The 19,152-nt window shown below is 64.6% G+C and carries 11 protein-coding genes; 8 read left to right on the forward strand and 3 right to left on the reverse strand.

The genetic code is table 11. The annotated features are described in order from the left end of the window. Nucleotides 1-686: 686 nt before the first annotated feature. From WS95_RS34730 to WS95_RS09485, 6 genes are all read left to right on the forward strand, one after another. The gene (locus tag WS95_RS34730; RefSeq protein ID WP_156444465.1) at nt 687-8,984 is read left to right on the forward strand and encodes an ESPR-type extended signal peptide-containing protein; all 8,298 of its coding nucleotides are present in this window, start codon (nt 687-689) and stop codon (nt 8,982-8,984) included. A 119-nt stretch (nt 8,985-9,103) separates the two neighbouring features. After that, on the forward strand, nt 9,104-9,766 hold the full coding sequence (locus WS95_RS09465) for an OmpA family protein (RefSeq protein ID WP_034204166.1): 663 nt from the start codon (nt 9,104-9,106) through the stop codon (nt 9,764-9,766). A 387-nt stretch (nt 9,767-10,153) separates the two neighbouring features. Further along, on the forward strand, nt 10,154-11,299 hold the full coding sequence (locus WS95_RS09470) for a DUF2827 domain-containing protein (protein WP_059823574.1): 1,146 nt from the start codon (nt 10,154-10,156) through the stop codon (nt 11,297-11,299). A 14-nt stretch (nt 11,300-11,313) separates the two neighbouring features. After that, the gene (locus WS95_RS09475) at nt 11,314-12,468 is read left to right on the forward strand and encodes a DUF2827 domain-containing protein (protein ID WP_059782887.1); all 1,155 of its coding nucleotides are present in this window, start codon (nt 11,314-11,316) and stop codon (nt 12,466-12,468) included. Between the two features lie 26 nt (nt 12,469-12,494). Further along, on the forward strand, nt 12,495-12,962 hold the full coding sequence (locus WS95_RS09480) for a DUF4019 domain-containing protein (protein ID WP_059782884.1): 468 nt from the start codon (nt 12,495-12,497) through the stop codon (nt 12,960-12,962). A gap of 33 nt (nt 12,963-12,995) precedes the next feature. Then, the gene (locus WS95_RS09485) at nt 12,996-14,132 is read left to right on the forward strand and encodes a DUF2827 family protein (protein ID WP_059823456.1); all 1,137 of its coding nucleotides are present in this window, start codon (nt 12,996-12,998) and stop codon (nt 14,130-14,132) included. 24 nt (nt 14,133-14,156) lie between these two features. On the opposite strand, the gene WS95_RS09490 is transcribed toward WS95_RS09485, so the two are convergent. Continuing rightward, complete coding sequence (locus WS95_RS09490) at nt 14,157-14,573, reverse strand: hypothetical protein (protein WP_059782879.1); 417 nt, start codon at nt 14,571-14,573, stop codon at nt 14,157-14,159. Nucleotides 14,574-14,656: 83 nt separating this feature from the next. Next, nucleotides 14,657-15,460 carry an EAL domain-containing protein gene (locus WS95_RS09495; RefSeq protein WP_034204160.1) on the reverse strand — a complete coding sequence of 268 codons (804 nt, stop codon included), beginning with the start codon at nt 15,458-15,460 and terminating at the stop codon, nt 14,657-14,659. Between the two features lie 380 nt (nt 15,461-15,840). Here WS95_RS09495 and WS95_RS35670 point away from each other — a divergent pair, with 380 nt between their 5' ends. Then, nucleotides 15,841-16,032 (forward strand): hypothetical protein, encoded by a 192-nt coding sequence (locus tag WS95_RS35670; RefSeq protein ID WP_230624746.1) that lies wholly within the window; start codon nt 15,841-15,843, stop codon nt 16,030-16,032. A 212-nt stretch (nt 16,033-16,244) separates the two neighbouring features. On the opposite strand, the gene WS95_RS09500 is transcribed toward WS95_RS35670, so the two are convergent. Beyond that, the gene (locus WS95_RS09500; RefSeq protein WP_059823457.1) at nt 16,245-17,387 is read right to left on the reverse strand and encodes a DUF2827 domain-containing protein; all 1,143 of its coding nucleotides are present in this window, start codon (nt 17,385-17,387) and stop codon (nt 16,245-16,247) included. Nucleotides 17,388-17,794: 407 nt separating this feature from the next. Between WS95_RS09500 and WS95_RS09505 the strand changes: the two genes are divergently transcribed. Beyond that, nucleotides 17,795-19,114, forward strand: a complete 1,320-nt coding sequence (locus WS95_RS09505) for a galactosyl transferase GMA12/MNN10 domain protein (protein ID WP_156444463.1) — start codon at nt 17,795-17,797, stop codon at nt 19,112-19,114. Nucleotides 19,115-19,152: the final 38 nt, after the last annotated feature.

A 19,152-nucleotide genomic window follows, 5' to 3' on the forward strand; every position in this document is an offset into this window, starting at 1 on the left:
CTCTCTTTCCGCCTCCACGCCGATCCTGTCAATAGGACAAATCCGAAATATGAATGCTTGAGCGCCGGTCAATTGCCCATAGCACTTTTTTACAAATTTGGCGACCGCGCCTGCCCGGAACGCCCGTCAGACGGGCGCTGGCGTTGGCCAGGATGCGCAATTCAGCACAGCCGGCGATGCAATTTCTCTGTTTAAATTTATTTTCAGATAATCCATCAAAGCAAAAATAAATTCTTACAGAATATAATTTAATAAATTAACTTAATTCAAGAAGCATCAACTGTCGGCCGCCAAATTTACATTACAAAATTGAAAGAATTTGCCATCCCGCAAACGTTTGCTATTTCATTTGTCTTACTTTTGAGACGTTTGCTTGGAGCACCCACTTCACAAAAATATCTTAAACCATTGATTTTTATGATGAATTTCACCTTGGTCCGAAGAAATTCAAACCCTACACGACACATTCTTACATCCTTCAAAACCATTCTTCGTTGACGCATCAAAACATGACCCATTAACCATATTTTAACTTTCAAAACCCTCTATTTATCACTCTTTATCAATCTATAAAAACCACCTCCAATAAACTCCGCCCATCAATTTTGAGATTCGCGCGAGCGCACGGAGTAATCCTCTAACGAAAGAGACCGGTGTGTGGCGTGCACATTTGGAGGTAGCAGGACATGAACCGCACATACCGCTCGATCTGGAACGAAGCCCTTGGCGCCTGGGTCGCGGCATCGGAACACGATTCGGCACGGGGCAAGCCGAACAAGTCGGCCGTCGTGAAGGCCGTTGCAGCCGCCGTGCTCGTCGCGGGGGCGGGCGTCGCGCATGCGCAGTATGTGGCAGGCAATAGCGGGGGCGGCGTCTCCGCAACGGGCGCACAGTCGATCGCGATCGGCGGCAACAACGGGAGCACGACGACGGCCAGCGGTTCGACGTCGATTGCAATCGGCGCGAACGCAACTGCGTCGGGCAACTATTCGCAGGCTTTCGGCCAGGCCACGACGGCGACCGGCGCAAGCGCGATCGGCATCGGCTCGGGCGCGAAGGCGCTGAATACGGGTGCGACGGCCGTTGGCAACGACTCCACGGCGTCGGGCAGCAGCTCGATTGCAATCGGCGGCGGCAACAGTTCAGGCTCGGGCGGTGCCGTTGCAGCCGGCACCAACGCTATTGCTTTGGGCCGCTTCTCCAACGTCAACTCGGCAACGACGTCGGGTATCGCGATCGGCTCGAACGCGGCCGTTACGTCGGCAGGCACCAACGGCACGGCACTCGGTTCGGCGGCCACCGCGGCCGGCTCCGGCGCATCCGCCATCGGCAATGCCGCGACGGCAACCGGCACCAACGCCCTGGCACTCGGCGGCACGGCCAACTACGCGTCCAGCGTCGCGATCGGTGCAGGCAGCGTGACCGGCGCTGCGGCACCGAGCGGGACGGGTTACCTGACCGGCAGCACCGCACCGCTGTCGGAAGTGTCCGTCGGCAGTTCGACGGCACTGCGCCGTATCACCAACGTCGCCGACGGCTCGGCACCGCAGGACGCGGTCACCGTCGCCCAGCTCAGCACCGGCATGAGCACGACCACGAGCGCGATCGGCAGCCTGTCGACTTCGACGTCGACCGGCCTCTCGTCGGCTAACAGCTCGATTTCGTCCCTCTCGACCTCGACCTCGACTGGCATCAATTCGCTGTCCACCGGCATCAGTTCGGCAAATAGCTCGGTCACGTCCCTTTCGTCGTCCACGTCGACCGGTCTGTCGTCGGCCAACAGCTCCATCACGTCTCTGTCGACCTCGACTTCGACCGGCATCAACTCGCTGTCCACCGGCATCAGTTCGGCAAACAGCTCGGTCACTTCGCTTTCGTCGTCCACGTCGACCGGTCTGTCGTCGGCCAACAGCTCGATCACTTCGCTGTCGACCTCGACTTCGACGGGCATCAACTCGCTGTCTACGGGCATCAGTTCGGCAAACAGCTCGGTCACGTCGCTTTCGTCGTCCACGTCGACCGGCCTGTCGTCGGCCAACAGCTCGATCACTTCTCTGTCGACCTCGACTTCGACGGGCATCAACTCGCTGTCCACGGGCATCAGTTCGGCAAACAGCTCGGTCACGTCGCTTTCGTCGTCCACGTCGACCGGCCTGTCGTCGGCCAACAGCTCCATCACGTCTCTGTCGACCTCGACTTCGACCGGCATCAACTCGCTGTCCACCGGCATCAGCTCGGCTAACAGCTCGGTCACATCCCTTTCGTCGTCCACGTCGACGGGTCTGTCGTCGGCCAACAGCTCCATCACGTCTCTGTCGACCTCGACTTCGACCGGCATCAACTCGCTGTCCACCGGCATCAGCTCGGCTAACAGCTCGGTCACATCCCTTTCGTCGTCCACGTCGACGGGTCTGTCGTCGGCCAACAGCTCGATCACCTCGCTGTCGACGTCGACCTCGACCGCGATCGAAGCCGCCAAGACGCATTACTACAGCGTCAACGACGGTGGTACGCAAAAGGCCAACTACAACAACAACGGCGCGACCGGCGTCAACTCGCTGGCCGCCGGTGTGGCCGCCAGCGCTGCCGGTACAAGCAGCGTCGCGGTCGGCGACACCGCGAACGCGAAGGCAAACGGTGCAGTCGCAATCGGCCAGAACGCGACGGCCAACAACGCCGGCGACGTTGCACTCGGCAGCGGCTCCACGACGTCGGCGCCGAACCCGACGCCGACCGGCACCGTCGGTGGCGTGACGGCGACGTTCCAAGGCGGCAATCCGACCAGCGTGGTCAGCGTGGGTGCGCCTGGCGCCGAGCGTCAGGTGACCAATGTCGCGGCCGGTCAAATTACTGCGACCAGCACCGATGCGATCAACGGCTCGCAGCTCTTCGCAACCAATTCGGTCGTGAACTCCCTCTCGACTACGGTATCGACGTCGGGCAGCGCCATTGCGTCGCTGTCGACCGGTATCACGTCGCTGTCGACGGGCCTCAGCTCGACCAACAGCTCGGTTACCTCGTTGTCGAGTTCGACGTCGACCGGCCTGTCGTCGGCTAATAGCTCGATCACTTCGCTGTCCACGTCGACCTCGACCGGTCTCTCGTCGGCCAACAGCTCGATCACGTCGTTGTCCACGTCGACCTCGACCGGTCTCTCGTCGGCGAATAGCTCGATCACCTCGCTGTCGACTTCGACGTCGACCGGTCTGTCGACGGCCAACAGCTCGATCACGTCGCTGTCGACCTCGACTTCGACGGGTCTGTCGACGGCCAACAGCTCGATCACGTCGCTTTCGACTTCGACCTCGACGGGTCTGTCCACGGCCAACAGCTCGATCACCTCGCTGTCCACGTCGACCTCGACGGGCCTGTCGTCGGCTAACAGCTCCATCACGTCGCTCTCGACTTCGACTTCGACCGGTCTCTCGTCGGCCAACAGCTCGATCACGTCGCTTTCGACCTCGACTTCGACGGGCCTGTCCACGGCTAACAGCTCCATCACGTCGCTGTCGACTTCGACCTCGACTGGCCTGTCCACGGCCAATAGCTCGATCACGTCGTTGTCGACCTCGACTTCGACGGGCCTGTCCACGGCTAACAGCTCCATCACGTCGCTCTCGACCTCGACGTCGACCGGTCTGTCGACGGCCAACAGCTCGATCACGTCGCTCTCGACCTCGACTTCGACTGGTCTGTCCACGGCCAACAGCTCGATCACGTCGCTTTCGACTTCGACTTCGACTGGGCTGTCCACGGCTAGCAGCTCGATCACGTCCCTTTCGACTTCGACTTCGACGGGTCTGTCGACGGCCAACAGCTCCATCACGTCGCTTTCGACTTCGACTTCGACGGGTCTGTCCACGGCTAACAGCTCCATCACGTCGCTGTCCACGTCGACCTCGACGGGTCTGTCGTCGGCCAACAGCTCCATCACGTCGCTTTCGACCTCGACTTCGACTGGTCTGTCCACGGCCAATAGCTCGATCACGTCGCTTTCGACCTCCACGTCGACGGGCCTGTCCACGGCCAACAGCTCGATCACGTCGTTGTCGACCTCGACTTCGACTGGCCTGTCCACGGCCAACAGTTCGATCACGTCGCTTTCGACTTCGACTTCGACGGGTCTGTCGTCGGCCAACAGCTCGATCACGTCGTTGTCGACCTCGACTTCGACTGGCCTGTCCACGGCTAACAGCTCGATCACGTCGCTCTCGACTTCGACTTCGACGGGTCTGTCGTCGGCCAACAGCTCCATCACGTCGCTCTCGACCTCGACCTCGACGGGTCTGTCGACGGCTAACAGCTCGATCACGTCGCTCTCGACCTCGACTTCGACGGGTCTGTCCACGGCCAATAGCTCGATCACGTCGCTCTCGACCTCGACTTCGACGGGCTTGTCCACGGCCAACAGCTCGATCAGCTCGCTGTCCACGTCGACTTCGTCCGGTATCAGTTCGCTGTCAACCGGCCTCAGCTCGACCAACAGCTCGGTCACGTCGCTTTCCACATCGACCTCGACCGCAATCAACAATGCGAAGACGCACTACTACAGCGTCAACGACAACGGCACGACGCAAGGCAACTACAACAACGACGGCGCGACTGGCTTCAACTCGCTTGCGGCAGGCACGAATGCGACCGCGGCGGGCGCCAAGAGCGTTGCCATCGGCGACGGCGCCCAGGCCGCGACGGACGCCTCCATCAGCATCGGTTCGGCAGCCGGTACGGGCAGCAGCGGGTCGTACAACGTCGCGATCGGCGCGGCTACCGGCCAGAACACGGCCGGTGTCGGCAACACGGCTGTCGGCAACACGGCAGGCCTTTCGGTAACCGGCGACTACAACGCGGGATTCGGCGTCGGCGCGGGCACCTACGTCAATGGTTCCTACAACACTGCGGCGGGCTACTACGCCGGGACCTCGACGACCGGCAGCGGCAACTCGGCGTTCGGTTCCTATGCAGGTGCAGGCACCACCGGCAACAACAACGTCGCGATGGGCAACCAGGCCGGCGCACAGATCGCGGTCAACGACACGGTTAGCATCGGCAGCAATGCGGTCGCCGGCGCGCAAAGCGGCGACGTGGCACTGGGCAGCAATTCGGCCACGCAGAAGGTCGTAGGCACGTCCGGGACAACCATCAACGGCACGACCTACGGCTTCGCGGGCACGTCGCCGACCAGCACGGTCAGCGTCGGCAACGCCGGTGCCGAACGAACGATCACCAACGTCGCGGCTGGCCGGATCAGTGCAACCAGCACGGACGCCATCAACGGCTCCCAGCTTTACCAGACCAATCAGGCGCTCGAGGCGACCGGCTCGGGACTCACGAGCCTGTCCACGTCGACCTCGACGGGTCTGTCGTCGGCTAACAGCTCGATCACGTCGCTCTCGACCTCGACTTCGACGGGTCTGTCCACGGCTAACAGCTCCATCACGTCGCTTTCGACTTCGACTTCGACGGGTCTGTCGACGGCCAACAGCTCGATCACGTCGCTGTCCACGTCGACTTCGTCCGGCCTGTCCACGGCCAACAGCTCGATCACGTCGCTCTCGACTTCGACCTCGACCGGCTTGTCCACGGCTAACAGCTCGATCACGTCGCTGTCCACGTCGACTTCGACCGGCCTGTCCACGGCTAACAGCTCGATCACGTCGCTGTCGACTTCGACTTCGACCGGCCTGTCCACGGCCAACAGCTCGATCACGTCGCTGTCGACCTCGACTTCGACGGGTCTGTCTTCGACCAACAGCTCGATCAGCTCGCTGTCGACCTCGACCTCGACGGGTCTGTCTTCGGCCAACAGCTCGATCACGTCGCTGTCCACGTCGACTTCGACGGGCCTGTCGACGGCTAACAGCTCGATCACGTCGCTCTCGACTTCGACCTCGACGGGTCTGTCGACGGCTAACAGCTCGATCACGTCGTTGTCGACCTCGACTTCGACGGGTCTGTCTTCGGCCAACAGCTCGATCACGTCGCTGTCCACGTCAACTTCGACCGGTCTGTCGACGGCTAACAGCTCGATCACCTCGCTCTCGACCTCGACCTCGACCGGTCTGTCGACGGCTAACAGCTCGATCACCTCGCTCTCGACCTCGACTTCGACTGGCCTGTCCACGGCGAACAGCTCCATCACGTCGCTGTCGACTTCGACCTCGACGGGTCTGTCTTCGGCAAACAGCTCGATCACGTCGCTGTCGACTTCGACCTCGACGGGCCTCTCGTCGGCCAACAGCTCGATCACGTCGCTGTCCACCTCGACGTCGACGGGTCTGTCCACGGCTAACAGCTCCATCACGTCCCTGTCGACTTCGACCTCGACGGGTCTGTCGTCGGCCAACAGCTCGATCACGTCGCTGTCCACCTCGACCTCGACGGGTCTGTCCACGGCCAACAGCTCGATCACGTCGCTGTCGACTTCGACCTCGACCGGTCTCTCGTCGGCGAATAGCTCGATCACCTCGCTGTCGACTTCGACTTCGACCGGTCTGTCGACGGCCAACAGCTCGATCACGTCGCTGTCGACCTCGACTTCGACGGGTCTGTCGACGGCCAACAGCTCGATCACGTCGCTTTCGACTTCGACCTCGACGGGTCTGTCCACGGCCAACAGCTCGATCACCTCGCTGTCCACGTCGACCTCGACGGGCCTGTCGTCGGCTAACAGCTCCATCACGTCGCTCTCGACTTCGACTTCGACCGGTCTCTCGTCGGCCAACAGCTCGATCACGTCGCTTTCGACCTCGACTTCGACGGGCCTGTCCACGGCTAACAGCTCCATCACGTCGCTGTCGACTTCGACCTCGACTGGCCTGTCCACGGCCAATAGCTCGATCACGTCGTTGTCGACCTCGACTTCGACGGGCCTGTCCACGGCCAATAGCTCCATCACGTCGCTCTCGACCTCGACTTCGACGGGTCTGTCCACGGCGAATAGCTCGATCACCTCGCTGTCGACCTCGACTTCGACTGGCCTGTCGTCGGCAAACAGCTCGATCACGTCGCTCTCGACTTCGACCTCGACGGGCCTGTCGTCGGCCAACAGCTCGATCACCTCGCTCTCGACCTCGACCTCGACCGGTCTGTCTTCGGCCAACAGCTCGATCAGTTCGCTGTCGACCTCGACCTCGACGGGTCTGTCCTCGGCCAACAGCTCCATCACGTCCCTGTCGACCTCGACCTCGACCGGCATCAGCTCGCTGTCCACCGGCCTGAGCAGCACGGACAGCACGATCCTGTCGCTGTCCACCTCGACCTCGACCGGCATCGGCTCGCTGTCCACCGGCCTGAGCAGCACGAACAGCTCGGTGTCGTCGCTGTCCACGTCGACCTCGACCGCGATCAACGCCGCGAAGACGCACTACTACAGCGTCAACGACAACGGCGTGCAGCAAGCCAACTACGCCAACGACGGCGCCACGGGCACCAACGCCCTCGCCGCCGGCGTGAACGCCAGCGCGGCGGGCGCCAGCAGCGTCGCAGTCGGCGACGGCTCGAACGCGCAGACGGCAGGCGCGGTCGCGATCGGTCAGAACGCATCGGCGACGGGCGGCAAGGCGGTGTCGATCGGCTCCGGCAACACCGCGTCCGGCGACGGCGCAGTCGCGATCGGCGATCCGAACGTCGCGACGGGCACCGGCGCCGTGGCGATGGGTGCGAACAACACGGCGACCGGCGACGGCGCGGTGTCCCTCGGCAACCAGAACACGGCAACCGGCGCCAGCGCGCTCGCCCTCGGCAGCTCGAACCAGGCCACCGCGGACAACACGATCGCACTGGGCAGCCAAGCCACGGCCAGCGCCACGGGCGCACAGGCCTACGGCTCGGCCGCCAAGGCCACGGCCGCCGACGCGCTCGCCTTCGGCACGAACGCGCAAGCGAACGTCGCGAACTCGATCGCACTCGGCGCGAACTCGGTCACGGCCGCGGCGGTCGGCACCTCGAGCGCCACGATCGGCGGCGTCACGTACCCGTTCGCGGGCGGCTCGCCGGTCGGCGTGGTGAGCGTCGGCGCACCGGGCGCGGAACGCCAGATCACGAACGTCGCCGCTGGCCGGATCTCGGCGTCGAGCACGGACGCGATCAACGGCAGCCAGCTGAACGCGACGAACAACGCGATCAACACGCTGTCGACGTCCACCGCATCGAACGTCGCGTCGCTGTCGACCGGCATCAACTCGCTGTCGACCGGCCTGAGCACGACGAACAGCAACGTGGCGTCGCTGTCCACGTCGACCTCGACCGCGATCAACTCGCTGTCGACTGGCCTCAGCACGGTGAACAGCAACGTCAACTCGCTGTCCACGTCGACCTCGACGGGCATCGGCTCGCTGTCCACCGGCCTGAGTACGACGAACAGCAACGTGGCGTCGCTGTCGACCGGCGTGACGAACATCAACAACCAGTTGAACCAGCTGTCGACGACGCTCAACAACAACACGACGCGTGCGGCGAACAACAACGGCATCGCGGCCGACATGAACGGCAAGGGCACCGACGTCCCGACCGTCACCGCCGGCTCGAACTCGGTGGCGATCGGCGCGGGCTCGAACGACGGCGGTCGCTCGAACGTGGTGTCGGTCGGCAGCGACACGCAGCAGCGCCAGATCACGAACGTCGCGCCGGGTACGCAAGGCACCGACGCGGTGAACGTGAACCAGCTGACGCAGGTGCAGACGACGCTGTCGACGGCACTGTCGGGCCAGCAGGCGCAGATCAACTCGTTGGGTTCGCAACTGCAGCAGACCGATCAGATGGCGAAGCAGGGTATCGCGGCCGTCGGCGCGATGGCGTCGATCCCGCAGCTCGATCGCGACGCCAACTTCGGGATGGGCGTGGGCACGTCGACCTTCCTCGGCCAGAAGGCGATGGCGGTCAACATGCAGGCGCGCATCACGGAGAACCTGAAGGCGTCGATCAACGGCGGTTTCAGCGGCGGTCAGAAGGTGATCGGCGCCGGCATGCTGTATCAGTGGAAGTAACGCGTCGCGCCGCCCGGCCGTTCGGCTCGCCGCCGACGGCCCGCGGCTCCGACGGCAGGACGAGCCCGCTGCGCGCCGCGCGGCGGGCCTCGGTCAACCCAAGCTTTAAGGACGTCACCGTGAACAAACTCGCTCTTGCGCTCGCGCTTTCCGCAATGGCCCTCGCCGCGTGCTCGACCGCATCCGGCCCGACCTTCAGCGCCTCCGAACTGCAGCCGCGTGACGGCGTGCGCACCTTCCAGGTGGACTGCCACGGCCTGCTGTCGGGCCCGCAGACCTGCATGAAGGCCGCCCGCAGGATCTGCGGCGACGAGCCCGTGCGCGCCGTCGACTCGGCCCGCGCGCTGCGCGACAAATCCGATCCGGCCACGCTGGTCTTCCAGTGCGGCGCCGCGCCCGCCGCAGCAGCCCCGGCCGCCGAGCCGGCCGCCGCCGTGGTCGAACGCGTGAACCTGTCGGGCGACGCGCTGTTCGCCACCGATCACGCGACGCTCGCACCGACCGCGCGCGAATCGCTCGACCGGCTGCTGAGCGAGCGCGCCGACCGCACGTACTCGCAAGTGACGGTCACCGGCTTCACCGATTCGGTCGGTAGCGACGACTACAACCTCGCGCTGTCGAAGCGCCGCGCCGAATCGGTCGCCGCCTATCTGAAGGCGCACGGGCTGAAGACCGACGCGATGACGGTCTCGGGCCGCGGCAAGGCCGATCCGGTCGCGTCCAACGCGACGCCGGAAGGCCGCGCCAGCAACCGCCGCGTCGAAATCCGGCTGCAGCACTGAGCCGCCCGTGGCCGCTCATGCGGCCGCGCGAGCCGGCGGGCCACCGCGCCGCGCCGGCAGGCCGCCGGACGACCGGGCGCCGCTTCGTCGGCGCCCGTTCCCGTTGGCCGGCGGCGATGTCAAAGTTCGTCACGTCCTGCCAAAACCGGCGGTTTCCGTGCCACAATCGCCGGCAGACAGTTGCCGGGGCAGCGTGCCCGACGCGCGCCGTGCGAGGCGTGCCGGCGACACGCCGGAATCCGGCTGCCGGCCGCGCGAATCCCGTCGCCCGATTCGCGCACGGCGGCGCACCGGCGCGACTCCAACCATGACGATCCACGGCGCGCCGCTGCCGGCCAGACGCTCGACGCGATGCCCGGACGCACGACGCCGCAGAGGAAACAACCGGTGACGGACATCAATGAAGCCGCCGCGAGCGGCACCCGCAAGCAACGGCCGGCGGTCGGCATCTCGCTGTTTGCGCGCGACGGCCAGGCGATCTGGGAGAACGGCATTCACCAGAACATCGCGTTCCTCGCGATGATGCTCAAGCGTTCGGATCGCGTCGGCCCCGTCTATTTCCTGAACGGCGGCGACGCCAACGCGCTGCCGGCCGGCCTCGAACTCGACGGCCTCGACGTCCCGCTCGTGAAACCCGCCGACGTCACGCACGAACTCGACGTCGTGATCGAAATGGGCGCGCAGTTGCCGGTCGAATGGCTCAGGCACATGAAGGCGCTCGGCAAGAAGATCGCCGCGTTCTTCTGCGGGCACGTGTATGCGGGCCTGTGCGAGACGCCGATCTTCGGGAAACCGTCGGGGCACGTGTTCAACGGCGCACCGTTCGACGAAGTGTGGCTGCTGCCGCAATACGACAAGACCGCCGCGCCGATGCTGCAGACGATCCTGCGCGCGCCCGTCCACCTGATGCCGCACATCTGGTCGCCGTACTTCCTCGAGCGCCGCGTGGCCACGCTCGCCGACGAAGGCGCGACGTTCGGCTATCGGCCCGGCCAGCGGCCGTGGAAGCTCGCGACGCTCGAACCGAACATCTCGGTCGCCAAGTCCTGCCATTACCCGATGCTCGCGTGCGACGAGTTCTATCGCGCGCGGCCTGACGCGGTGCAGCACATGTTCGTAGTCAACTCGATGCACATGAAGGAACATCCGACCTTCGTGCACTTCGCGAACAGCCTCGATCTCGTGCGCCAGCACAAGGCGACGTTCGAACCGCGGCTCGACCTGCCGGGCTTCATGGCGCGTCACGCGGATGCGGTCGTGTCGCACCATTGGGAAAACGGGCAGAACTATCTGTATTACGACGTGCTGTACGGCGGCTATCCGCTGATCCACAACTCGACGCTGATCGGCGACGCCGGCTATTACTACCCGGACTTCGACTCGGCCGCCGGCGGCCGTGCGCTGCTCGAAGCGTGGCTGCATCACGACGAACGCCTCGACGACTACCGCGCGAAGGCGGGCCGGCTGCTGCAGTCGGTCTCGATCGACAACCCCGCGAACCTCGACGCGTTCGTCTCGCGTCTGGTCGCCTGAACCGGAGCATACGCATGTCGGACTCCAATGCCCGTCAAGCGCCCGGCGAGGGCAAGCGTCTCGTCGTCGGCGTGTCGCTGTTCGTGCGCGGCGCCGGCCAGTCGCTGTGGGAAAACGGCATTTTCCAGAACTGCCTGCTGCTGATCCTGTTGCTGCGCCAATCGCCGCTCGTCGCCGAAGCCGTGATGGTGAACGGCGGCGAACACGTTGCCGATCCGCAGATGATGCTCGGCGAGTGGGACGTGCCGCTGCTGTCGATGGACGAAGCGCTCGAGCGCTGCGACGTGCTGATCGAAATGAGCGCGCAGTTCGGCGCGGATTACCTGCGCGCGTTCCGCGAGCGCGGCGGCAAGGTGGTCACGATGCGGGTCGGCAACGACTACGTGATCGACATCGAACGCGCGATGTTCGACAAGCCATCGGGCTTCCTGTTCTCGGGCGCGCCGTACGACGCGGTGTGGACGATTCCCGAGTTCGAGCGCTCGTGCCTGCACTACTACCAGACGGGCCTGCGCGCGCCGGTCACGATCGTCCCGCACATCTGGCACCCGATGCTGTTCGACAAGGCGCGCGCGACGCTCGGCGCCGGCTTGACGTTCGGCTATCAGCCCGGCAAGCCGCGCTGGCGCGTGACGATGTTCGAGCCGAACATCTGCATGGTGAAGACGAGCATCATTCCGATGCTGATCACGGAAGAGGCTTACCGTGCGAATCCGGCCTTCCTCGAATTCGTGCGCGTGTGCAACACGATTCACCTGAAGGATCACACGACGTTCATCCATTTCGCGAAGAGTCTCGACATCGTCGAGCACGGCATCACGACGTTCGAAAGCCGCTATGCGGTGTACGAGTTCATGGCCGCGTACGGCGATGCGGTGGTGTCGCACACGTGGGAGAACGCGCAGAATTACCTGTACTACGAACTGCTGTACGGCGACTATCCGCTGATCCACAACTCGCCGTTCCTCGGCAAGGCCGGGTATTTCTATCCTGACTTCGACTGCCAGGCGGGCGGCCGCGCACTGTTGAAGGCGTTCGCCGAGCACGACGCGAACCTGGAAGGGTACCGCGAGCAGTCGAGGCATGTGCTCAGCTCGGTCAGCATCTACAACCCCGAGAACGTCGCGGCCTATACGGACGCGATCGCCGCCCTCTATCGCGACGCGTGACGCGCCGCCCTTTCAGGACCCTCACCATGAACGCACGCACGCCCCTCACTCGCGCAAAATGGCTGATCGGCTGCGCCGCCGCATCGATCGCGATCGGCGCGCACGCGCAATCCGCCGGCGAATCGGCCGACGCGCTGCTCCGCGACTCGGATGCGGTGTTCAAGCAGCTCGACGCCGGCCAGTACGGCGCGGTGTGGACCGACGCCGCACCGTTCGTCAAGGCGCGCTTCAAGCAGGACCAGTTCGCGGCACAGATGCAGCAGGCACGCCAGTCGGTCGGCGCGGTCGACCATCGCGGCTGGGCGCAAATCACGCGGATCCGCTACAGCAACTCGTCGTCGATGCCCGACGGCCTGTACGCGAACGTCGACTACACGACGACGCTCGCGAGCGGTGCGACCGTTTACGAAAAGCTGAGCTTTCGTCTCGATGACGACGGCCGCTGGCGCCTGACGGGCTATGTGCCGCGCCGGTCGCAAAACTTCACGCAATAAGCGGCGCACGCGCCCGCTCACGGAGCCGATCCGATGAAACTCAATGTCGCGATAACGATGAACGTGCAGCGCGACGCGACGCAGTCGATCTGGTACAACGGCGCGAACCAGCACTGCGTGTACCTGTACATGCTGCTGAAGCAATCGCCGCTGATCGGCGAAGTCTGGCTCGCGCACGACGATGGCGTCACCGAGTATCCGCAGGCGCTGATGCTGGACGCGTTCGGCGACGCGCTGCGGCCGCTGTCGGCCATCATCCACCAGACCGACCTGCTGATCGAGATGAATGCGTTCGTCGACCCGTCGCACACGGACGCCGTGCGCGGCCGCGGCGGCAAGTGCGTGTCGTACCGCTTCGGCAACGACTACGTGATCGCGGTCGAGACGATCAACTTCGAGAAGAACGACTGGAAGCCGAACCCGCACCGCGTGCAGTTCGACGAGATCTGGACCAACCCGCAGCACATGCACACGTGCGCGGCCTATTTCCAGGCCGTGTACCGCGCGCCGGTGATCGAGCTGCCGCACATCTGGTCGCCGTATTTCATCGAACGCAGCCTCGACGCGGATCCCGAACTGAAGGCGCGCTTCGGCTATCGCAATCGCGGCCCGGCCAAGCGCATCGCGTTCTTCGAACCGAACCTGAACGTCGTGAAGAGCGCGATCGTGCCGATGCTCGCCGCGAACGCGTGCTACGTCGAACATCCGGAGCTGGTCGAGCACGTGTACATGACCAACACGTTCGACAAGAAGGAAAACGTCGCCTTCAAGCATCTCGCGCTCGGGCTCGAAATGGTGCGCGACGGCAAGGCCACTGCCGACGTGCGCGCGCCGTTCGTCGCATGGGCCGCGCATCACACCGACATCGTCGTGTCGCACCACTGGGAAAACGGCCTGAACTACCTGCTGTACGACGCGCTGTACGGCAACTACCCGCTCGTGCACAACTCGCCGTTCCTGCGCGACGTCGGCTACTACTATCCGGACTTCGAGATCTTCGATGCGGCGCGCGCGATCGCGACCGCCGCGCAGACGCACGACGCACGGCTCGACGACTACGCGGCGGCGGCTCGCCGCTGCCTGCACCAGGTCGACACGCTCGCCGAGCACAATGTGAGCGCCTATTCCACGCAGATCCAGCACCTGTTCGCCGGCCGCTCGCTCGGCTGAGTTCCTTCACACGCCCCGGTTGCGTTACGCCAGTACCCGATCGCCGCTTTGCGCGGCGAACGCGCGACCATGCCGCCGCCCCATGCGCGCGAGCACCGCGAAACAACGGGTGGCCGACCGGCCTGCCCCGCCCGATTGCCTGACGAGGCTGTCGGATACGCCGCGCGCGATCGCCGACTCGTCGCCGCACGCGCCGGCGATGACCCCCGCGTAATAGTGCCGCGCCGCGAGTTCGCGGCCGCCCGCGTCGAGCGGGCTCATCCGCTGAATACGGCGCGCGACGATCGTCAGGCCATTGAGACAGGACGCGACGTCGATCGGCGCATCGGTCGCTTCGGCGCCGAGTTGCCCCAGCATGTCGACCAGTTCGGCGATCGCGACCAGGTCGCGCGCATCGGCCGCCTGCGTGCCCGTTCCGCCTCCGGCTTTCGTTCCCGCCATGCCCACGCCCCTTTGCGATTCGTCCCGCTCCGCGCCCCTGCTCCCGACGCACACTCCGCGCGCCGCCCCGCCCGTTCCCGCGATCATGCGGCGGCCGGCGATCGCCACGAAAACCGGATGCCCTGCGCCCACGTGACGCCGGCATCCACGATGATCTGTCGGTCGGTCTCGCTTTCCACGCCTTCGACGACGACGTGCCGCGCACCTTCATGCGCAAACGCGATCAGCCGGCGGAACTGGTAGCGGCCGATCGCGTTGCGCTTGATCAGCGACAGGATCGAGCGGTCGAGCTTCACGATGTCGGGATTGCCGACCACCAGATTGTTCAATGCGCTGAAACCGACGCCGAAATCGTCGATCGCGATCCGGCACCCGGCCCGCTGGAAGCGGGACACGAACGACCGGCCGGCGACCGGGTTCAGCGGCCCCGTCTCCGTGATCTCGACCACCAGCCGCGCCGCCACCGACGGCTCGCGCTCGAGCCGCCTGAAAATCGCCAGCCACGCGTCGTCCACGACCGCGCTTGCCGCCGCGACGTTGCAACCGTACACGGCGCCCGGATCGGCGCGCAGCGCATCGATCGTGCGGCCGACCACCAGCCGGTCGAACCAGCGCATCAGCCCGAGCGCTTCGAGGCGCGGCAGAAAGGCGAGCGGCGGCAGCGCATCGCGCTCGCCCCACCGCAGCCGCGCCAGGCATTCCTCGTACAGCACGCCGCCCGACAGGTCGGCGCGGCACACGGGCTCGCGCGCGAATCCGAGCCGGCTTTCGACGAAACTGCGCACCGACGCAAGATCGGGGTGATCGTCGGGTGCCCCGAACACGAGATCGATTTCGTTGCGATTCGCTTTCCGATTCGCCTCCTGGCGAGCTTCGACCGCATTCATCCGGCGCTCCGGCTAATGGCGAGCCGCCGATCGCGGCTCGACCTCAACACATAGGCGGAACGAGCCGACCTCGACGCGCTCCGCCGCCCACCCGGCCCATCCTGTATGTCGATTTTTTCCGGGGAGCGTACTGTTCGCTTCGGCGCCGTCAAATTCGATATTTTTTTACGCTATTCGGTTACTTTAAATACACCACGCGCGCACGATACCGACAGTGCGACAGGTTACACAACGGGAATTACAAGAATCCAAAAAAACCGAATCGTTTATCTTTTTCATCCGGCCGGTTTTATCCGGACCGCCTTTTCCGGATTTACTCGTCCCACGAATCGGGACGCCATCGATTGTTCAGATAAATACCGCGCCGCGAAGTGCCGTCCGTGCTCGATACGCAAGCCGAAACATCCGTCTCCGCACATGCCGTCTCTCGCGCGAAACGCGCCGCTGCGCGCCATTCGATCATCGCAGCGTTCAATTTTCACGTTTCAAACGACATTATCAAGATTCCAAACGGAATCAATCCACGCCCAACCAATAATACCAACTTCAATTATATGAAGATTATCGATTGAAACATATTTGACAATCTTTCCGACTTGTTAACCTATAAACTTGTTTTCGACGGACTTCCCTCGGAGCCGTCAATTTCGTGCCTTCGAAAACCGTCGAATCCATCGGGTTCGGCGGTTTCTTTTTTTAACGGCACGATTTCGTCAGACATGAGGGCGGGACAAACCCGACGGCGGACGGCGGCGCCACGAACGTGCGCCGCGGATACTCGGCGCTAGGCGGCCGGCGCGCCGATCAGGTTCGCGAGCAGCGCGTCATACTCGGCGACGAGCGCCGGATTCGCCGACGTATAACGGCCGAGGATTTCGCGCTGGCGCCGCGTATACGCTTGCCAGTCGTCGTCGTGCGCATGCAGCGCGCGCAGCAGCGCATCGGCGCCCAGCTGCACGTCGTTGTCCGGATAGTAGTAGCCGAGATCGGGCGCGAGGCTCGCGTTGTGCACGAGCGGATAACCCTGCCAGCACACGTCGAAATAGAAATAGTTCAGCGGGTTCGACCATTGGTGCGACACGACGATATCGGTCAGGTCGGCCAGGAACAGCGGCGTTTCGAAGCGCCCGACGAAGCTCGCCTTGCCCGCGCGCACGATGTCCAGGTAATTCATCAGCATCACGAACTCGGGGCTGTCGTGCGCGAGGCGATCGGCATTCGTCACGTGCGCGAAGCAGATCGCGTCGGGGTCGCGCCGATACGCTTCGTCGATGATCAGCATCGGATACACGCAGAACTTCACGACGTCGTGGTTCGGCTCCATCACCGTGAGCCGCTTGCCGGGCTCGCTGCGCGGCCGGTATTCGCCGCGCTCGGGCAGCGACTGCGCGCGTTCGGTCAGGAACATCGGATCCCACACGAACGGCACGACGCGCCCCGGGCAGCGGCGCAGCGACTGCAGGAACGGCAGCGACGACGGCGCGATCTGCGGAATCGCCCATACCTCGTCATAGCCGCGGTTGATGAACAGCGAATCCCACAGCCGACGGCCGAACAGGATCGACTCCATCACGTTGATGTACTCGACGCCGCAGCAATAGCTGACCAGCTTCACGCCGCGCGCTTTCAGATAAGCCGTCTGCTCGCCGTCGATCTGCCCGCCCAGCTCGATCACCACGTCGAGCGCATCCTTCATGTCCGCGAACGCGCGCGTGTCGTACACGTTGCGATCCCACGGCAGCGCGTCGGTGAGCGGCACGTCGGTCGTGTTGACCAGCGTCACGCGGTAGCCGTGCGGCGACGCCATCAGCAGCTTCGCGAGGAACAGCGCGTTCTGCTTGATGCCGTTGATCCACAGGCTTTCGTCGGGGGCACGCAATCCGATCGTGATACCGATGCGCAGGCCGGTCAGGACAGGAGACGTCATCGTCGGCGGGATGGAAGGTTGAACGGGAATGGCATGGCGCAGTGTAGCGCGCGAAGCGCCGCCCGCGTCAAGCGGCGGCAACCCGGCATTTTAGCGGAGGCAGCCGGCCGCACACTGTCAGGGATGGTCAGCGCGCGGCCCTGCCGGGCCAATCCGTCCGACCGTTATGCGATACTCGTGCCGCCCGGTGGCCGGTTTTCCCGGGACATTCGAACGGGCAGCACGCTACCTCGCCGCACCACGATCAAAACCGAGGCACACAGAATGGAATACGATGCCGCGCAAGGCTTCCAGGCCATCCATGACGAACCGGGGCGACGCTCGCAGAAAGGCGTATCGGGATGGGACGCCGAGCCGAAGAACGCCGCGCGGTGCGTGTGCGCGCCTCCCCGCGTTCGGAACGCGCGATGATCGTCCTCAGTCATTTCAGCCAGCACGCGCCCGCGAGCCTCGACAACCACCGCTGGTACGCGCAGACGCATGGCTATCGTCACGAGATCGTCGACGCATCCGGCATGCCGCAAGCGCTGCCATTGCGGCCGCTGCATCGCTACGAGTCGCTGCTCCACGTGCTGCGCGGCGCGCGACCCGGCGAACTCGTGCTGCTGCTGAGCGAAGACGCGGCGATCATCGAACCCGTCGCGCTCGATCGCCTGATGGCCGGACGCGACATGCTGCTCGTCGACGCGTTCGCATCGCCGCTGCCGCAGGTCGACGTGCAGATCTGGCGCAACACGCCGGACGTGCGCGCAATCGCGATGCGGCTCGTGCAGCGCTGCAAGCTCGGCAGCGAGCCGAGGCTGACGTCGGAAGCCGCGCTCTTCGCGGATCTCGATACGCATCGCTACATGACGCCGATCGACGGGCTGTACGCGATCATGCCGTCCGGCCCCGACCTCGATCCGATGTGGAGCCGCGAACCGACGTTCGCGATCAGCATCGACGACACGCCGCACGATCCCGAACGGAAAGGCGCGACGCCGCGCTTTCGCGACACGCTCGTCGCGTACGTCGATCGCTGCCGCGCCGCCGGCCGGCAGATGTTCGCGTTCGATCACGACGCCGCTGCGCCCGACGAGGCCGCCGAGCGCAGCACGTACAACCCCGGCCGCCCGATTGCTTTGATGATGCTGTACACGCCGAACATCGGCAGCTATGCACGCGTGGCCGAACGGAATTTCCGTCGCTACTGCAACGCGCACGGCTACACGCTCTACGTGCATCGCGACATTCCCGCCGAGATCGGGCTGAACGCCACGGGCAACTGGTTCAAGCCGTGGCTGCTGCACGCCTATCTGCAGCATCACGAATGGGTCGTGTGGCTCGATGCCGACGTGCTGATCGCGAACCGGCAGCAACCGCTGGAACCGCTGCTCGACGGGCGCGACTGGCTGCTCGCGCAGGACCTCGGCCAGTGGGCGTTCAATTCGGGCGTGATGGCGTTCCGCCGCACCGAACGCAACGACGCGATGCTGCGCGCCCTGATGACGACGATCGCCGCGCTGCACGACCGCTCGAGCGTCTATGCGAGCGATGGCGACCAGTTGCATTTCATTCGCGCGATGGAGCGCGACGGACGATTGCAGCACGAAGGCGTGGCCGATCTCGTCAGCCTCAACACGCCCTGGCTGTTTCGCCGTGCGGACAGCTACATCGTGCATTACTACGGCATGTGGTCCGCGATGCGGGCGCTGATGATGGCGCACGACGACGGGCTGCTGCCCTGACGCCGCTGCAACCTCCTCGATCGGCAGACCCGAGGCGC

Origin of the sequence: Burkholderia sp. MSMB1826, assembly GCF_001526325.1 — a bacterium.
Taxonomy (GTDB): domain Bacteria; phylum Pseudomonadota; class Gammaproteobacteria; order Burkholderiales; family Burkholderiaceae; genus Burkholderia.

Excerpts from the sequence above, each read along its gene's own strand:
- WS95_RS09480 (WP_059782884.1), top strand. The coding sequence starts at position 12,495 with ATGAACGCACGCACGCCCCTCACTCGCGCAAAATGGCTGATCGGCTGC.
- WS95_RS09500 (WP_059823457.1), bottom strand. The coding sequence starts at position 17,387 with ATGACGTCTCCTGTCCTGACCGGCCTGCGCATCGGTATCACGATCGGA.
- WS95_RS09505 (WP_156444463.1), top strand. The coding sequence starts at position 17,795 with ATGATCGTCCTCAGTCATTTCAGCCAGCACGCGCCCGCGAGCCTCGAC.
- WS95_RS34730 (WP_156444465.1), top strand. The coding sequence starts at position 687 with ATGAACCGCACATACCGCTCGATCTGGAACGAAGCCCTTGGCGCCTGG.
- WS95_RS09485 (WP_059823456.1), top strand. The coding sequence starts at position 12,996 with ATGAAACTCAATGTCGCGATAACGATGAACGTGCAGCGCGACGCGACG.
- WS95_RS09475 (WP_059782887.1), top strand. The coding sequence starts at position 11,314 with ATGTCGGACTCCAATGCCCGTCAAGCGCCCGGCGAGGGCAAGCGTCTC.
- WS95_RS09490 (WP_059782879.1), bottom strand. The coding sequence starts at position 14,573 with ATGGCGGGAACGAAAGCCGGAGGCGGAACGGGCACGCAGGCGGCCGAT.
- WS95_RS09495 (WP_034204160.1), bottom strand. The coding sequence starts at position 15,460 with ATGAATGCGGTCGAAGCTCGCCAGGAGGCGAATCGGAAAGCGAATCGC.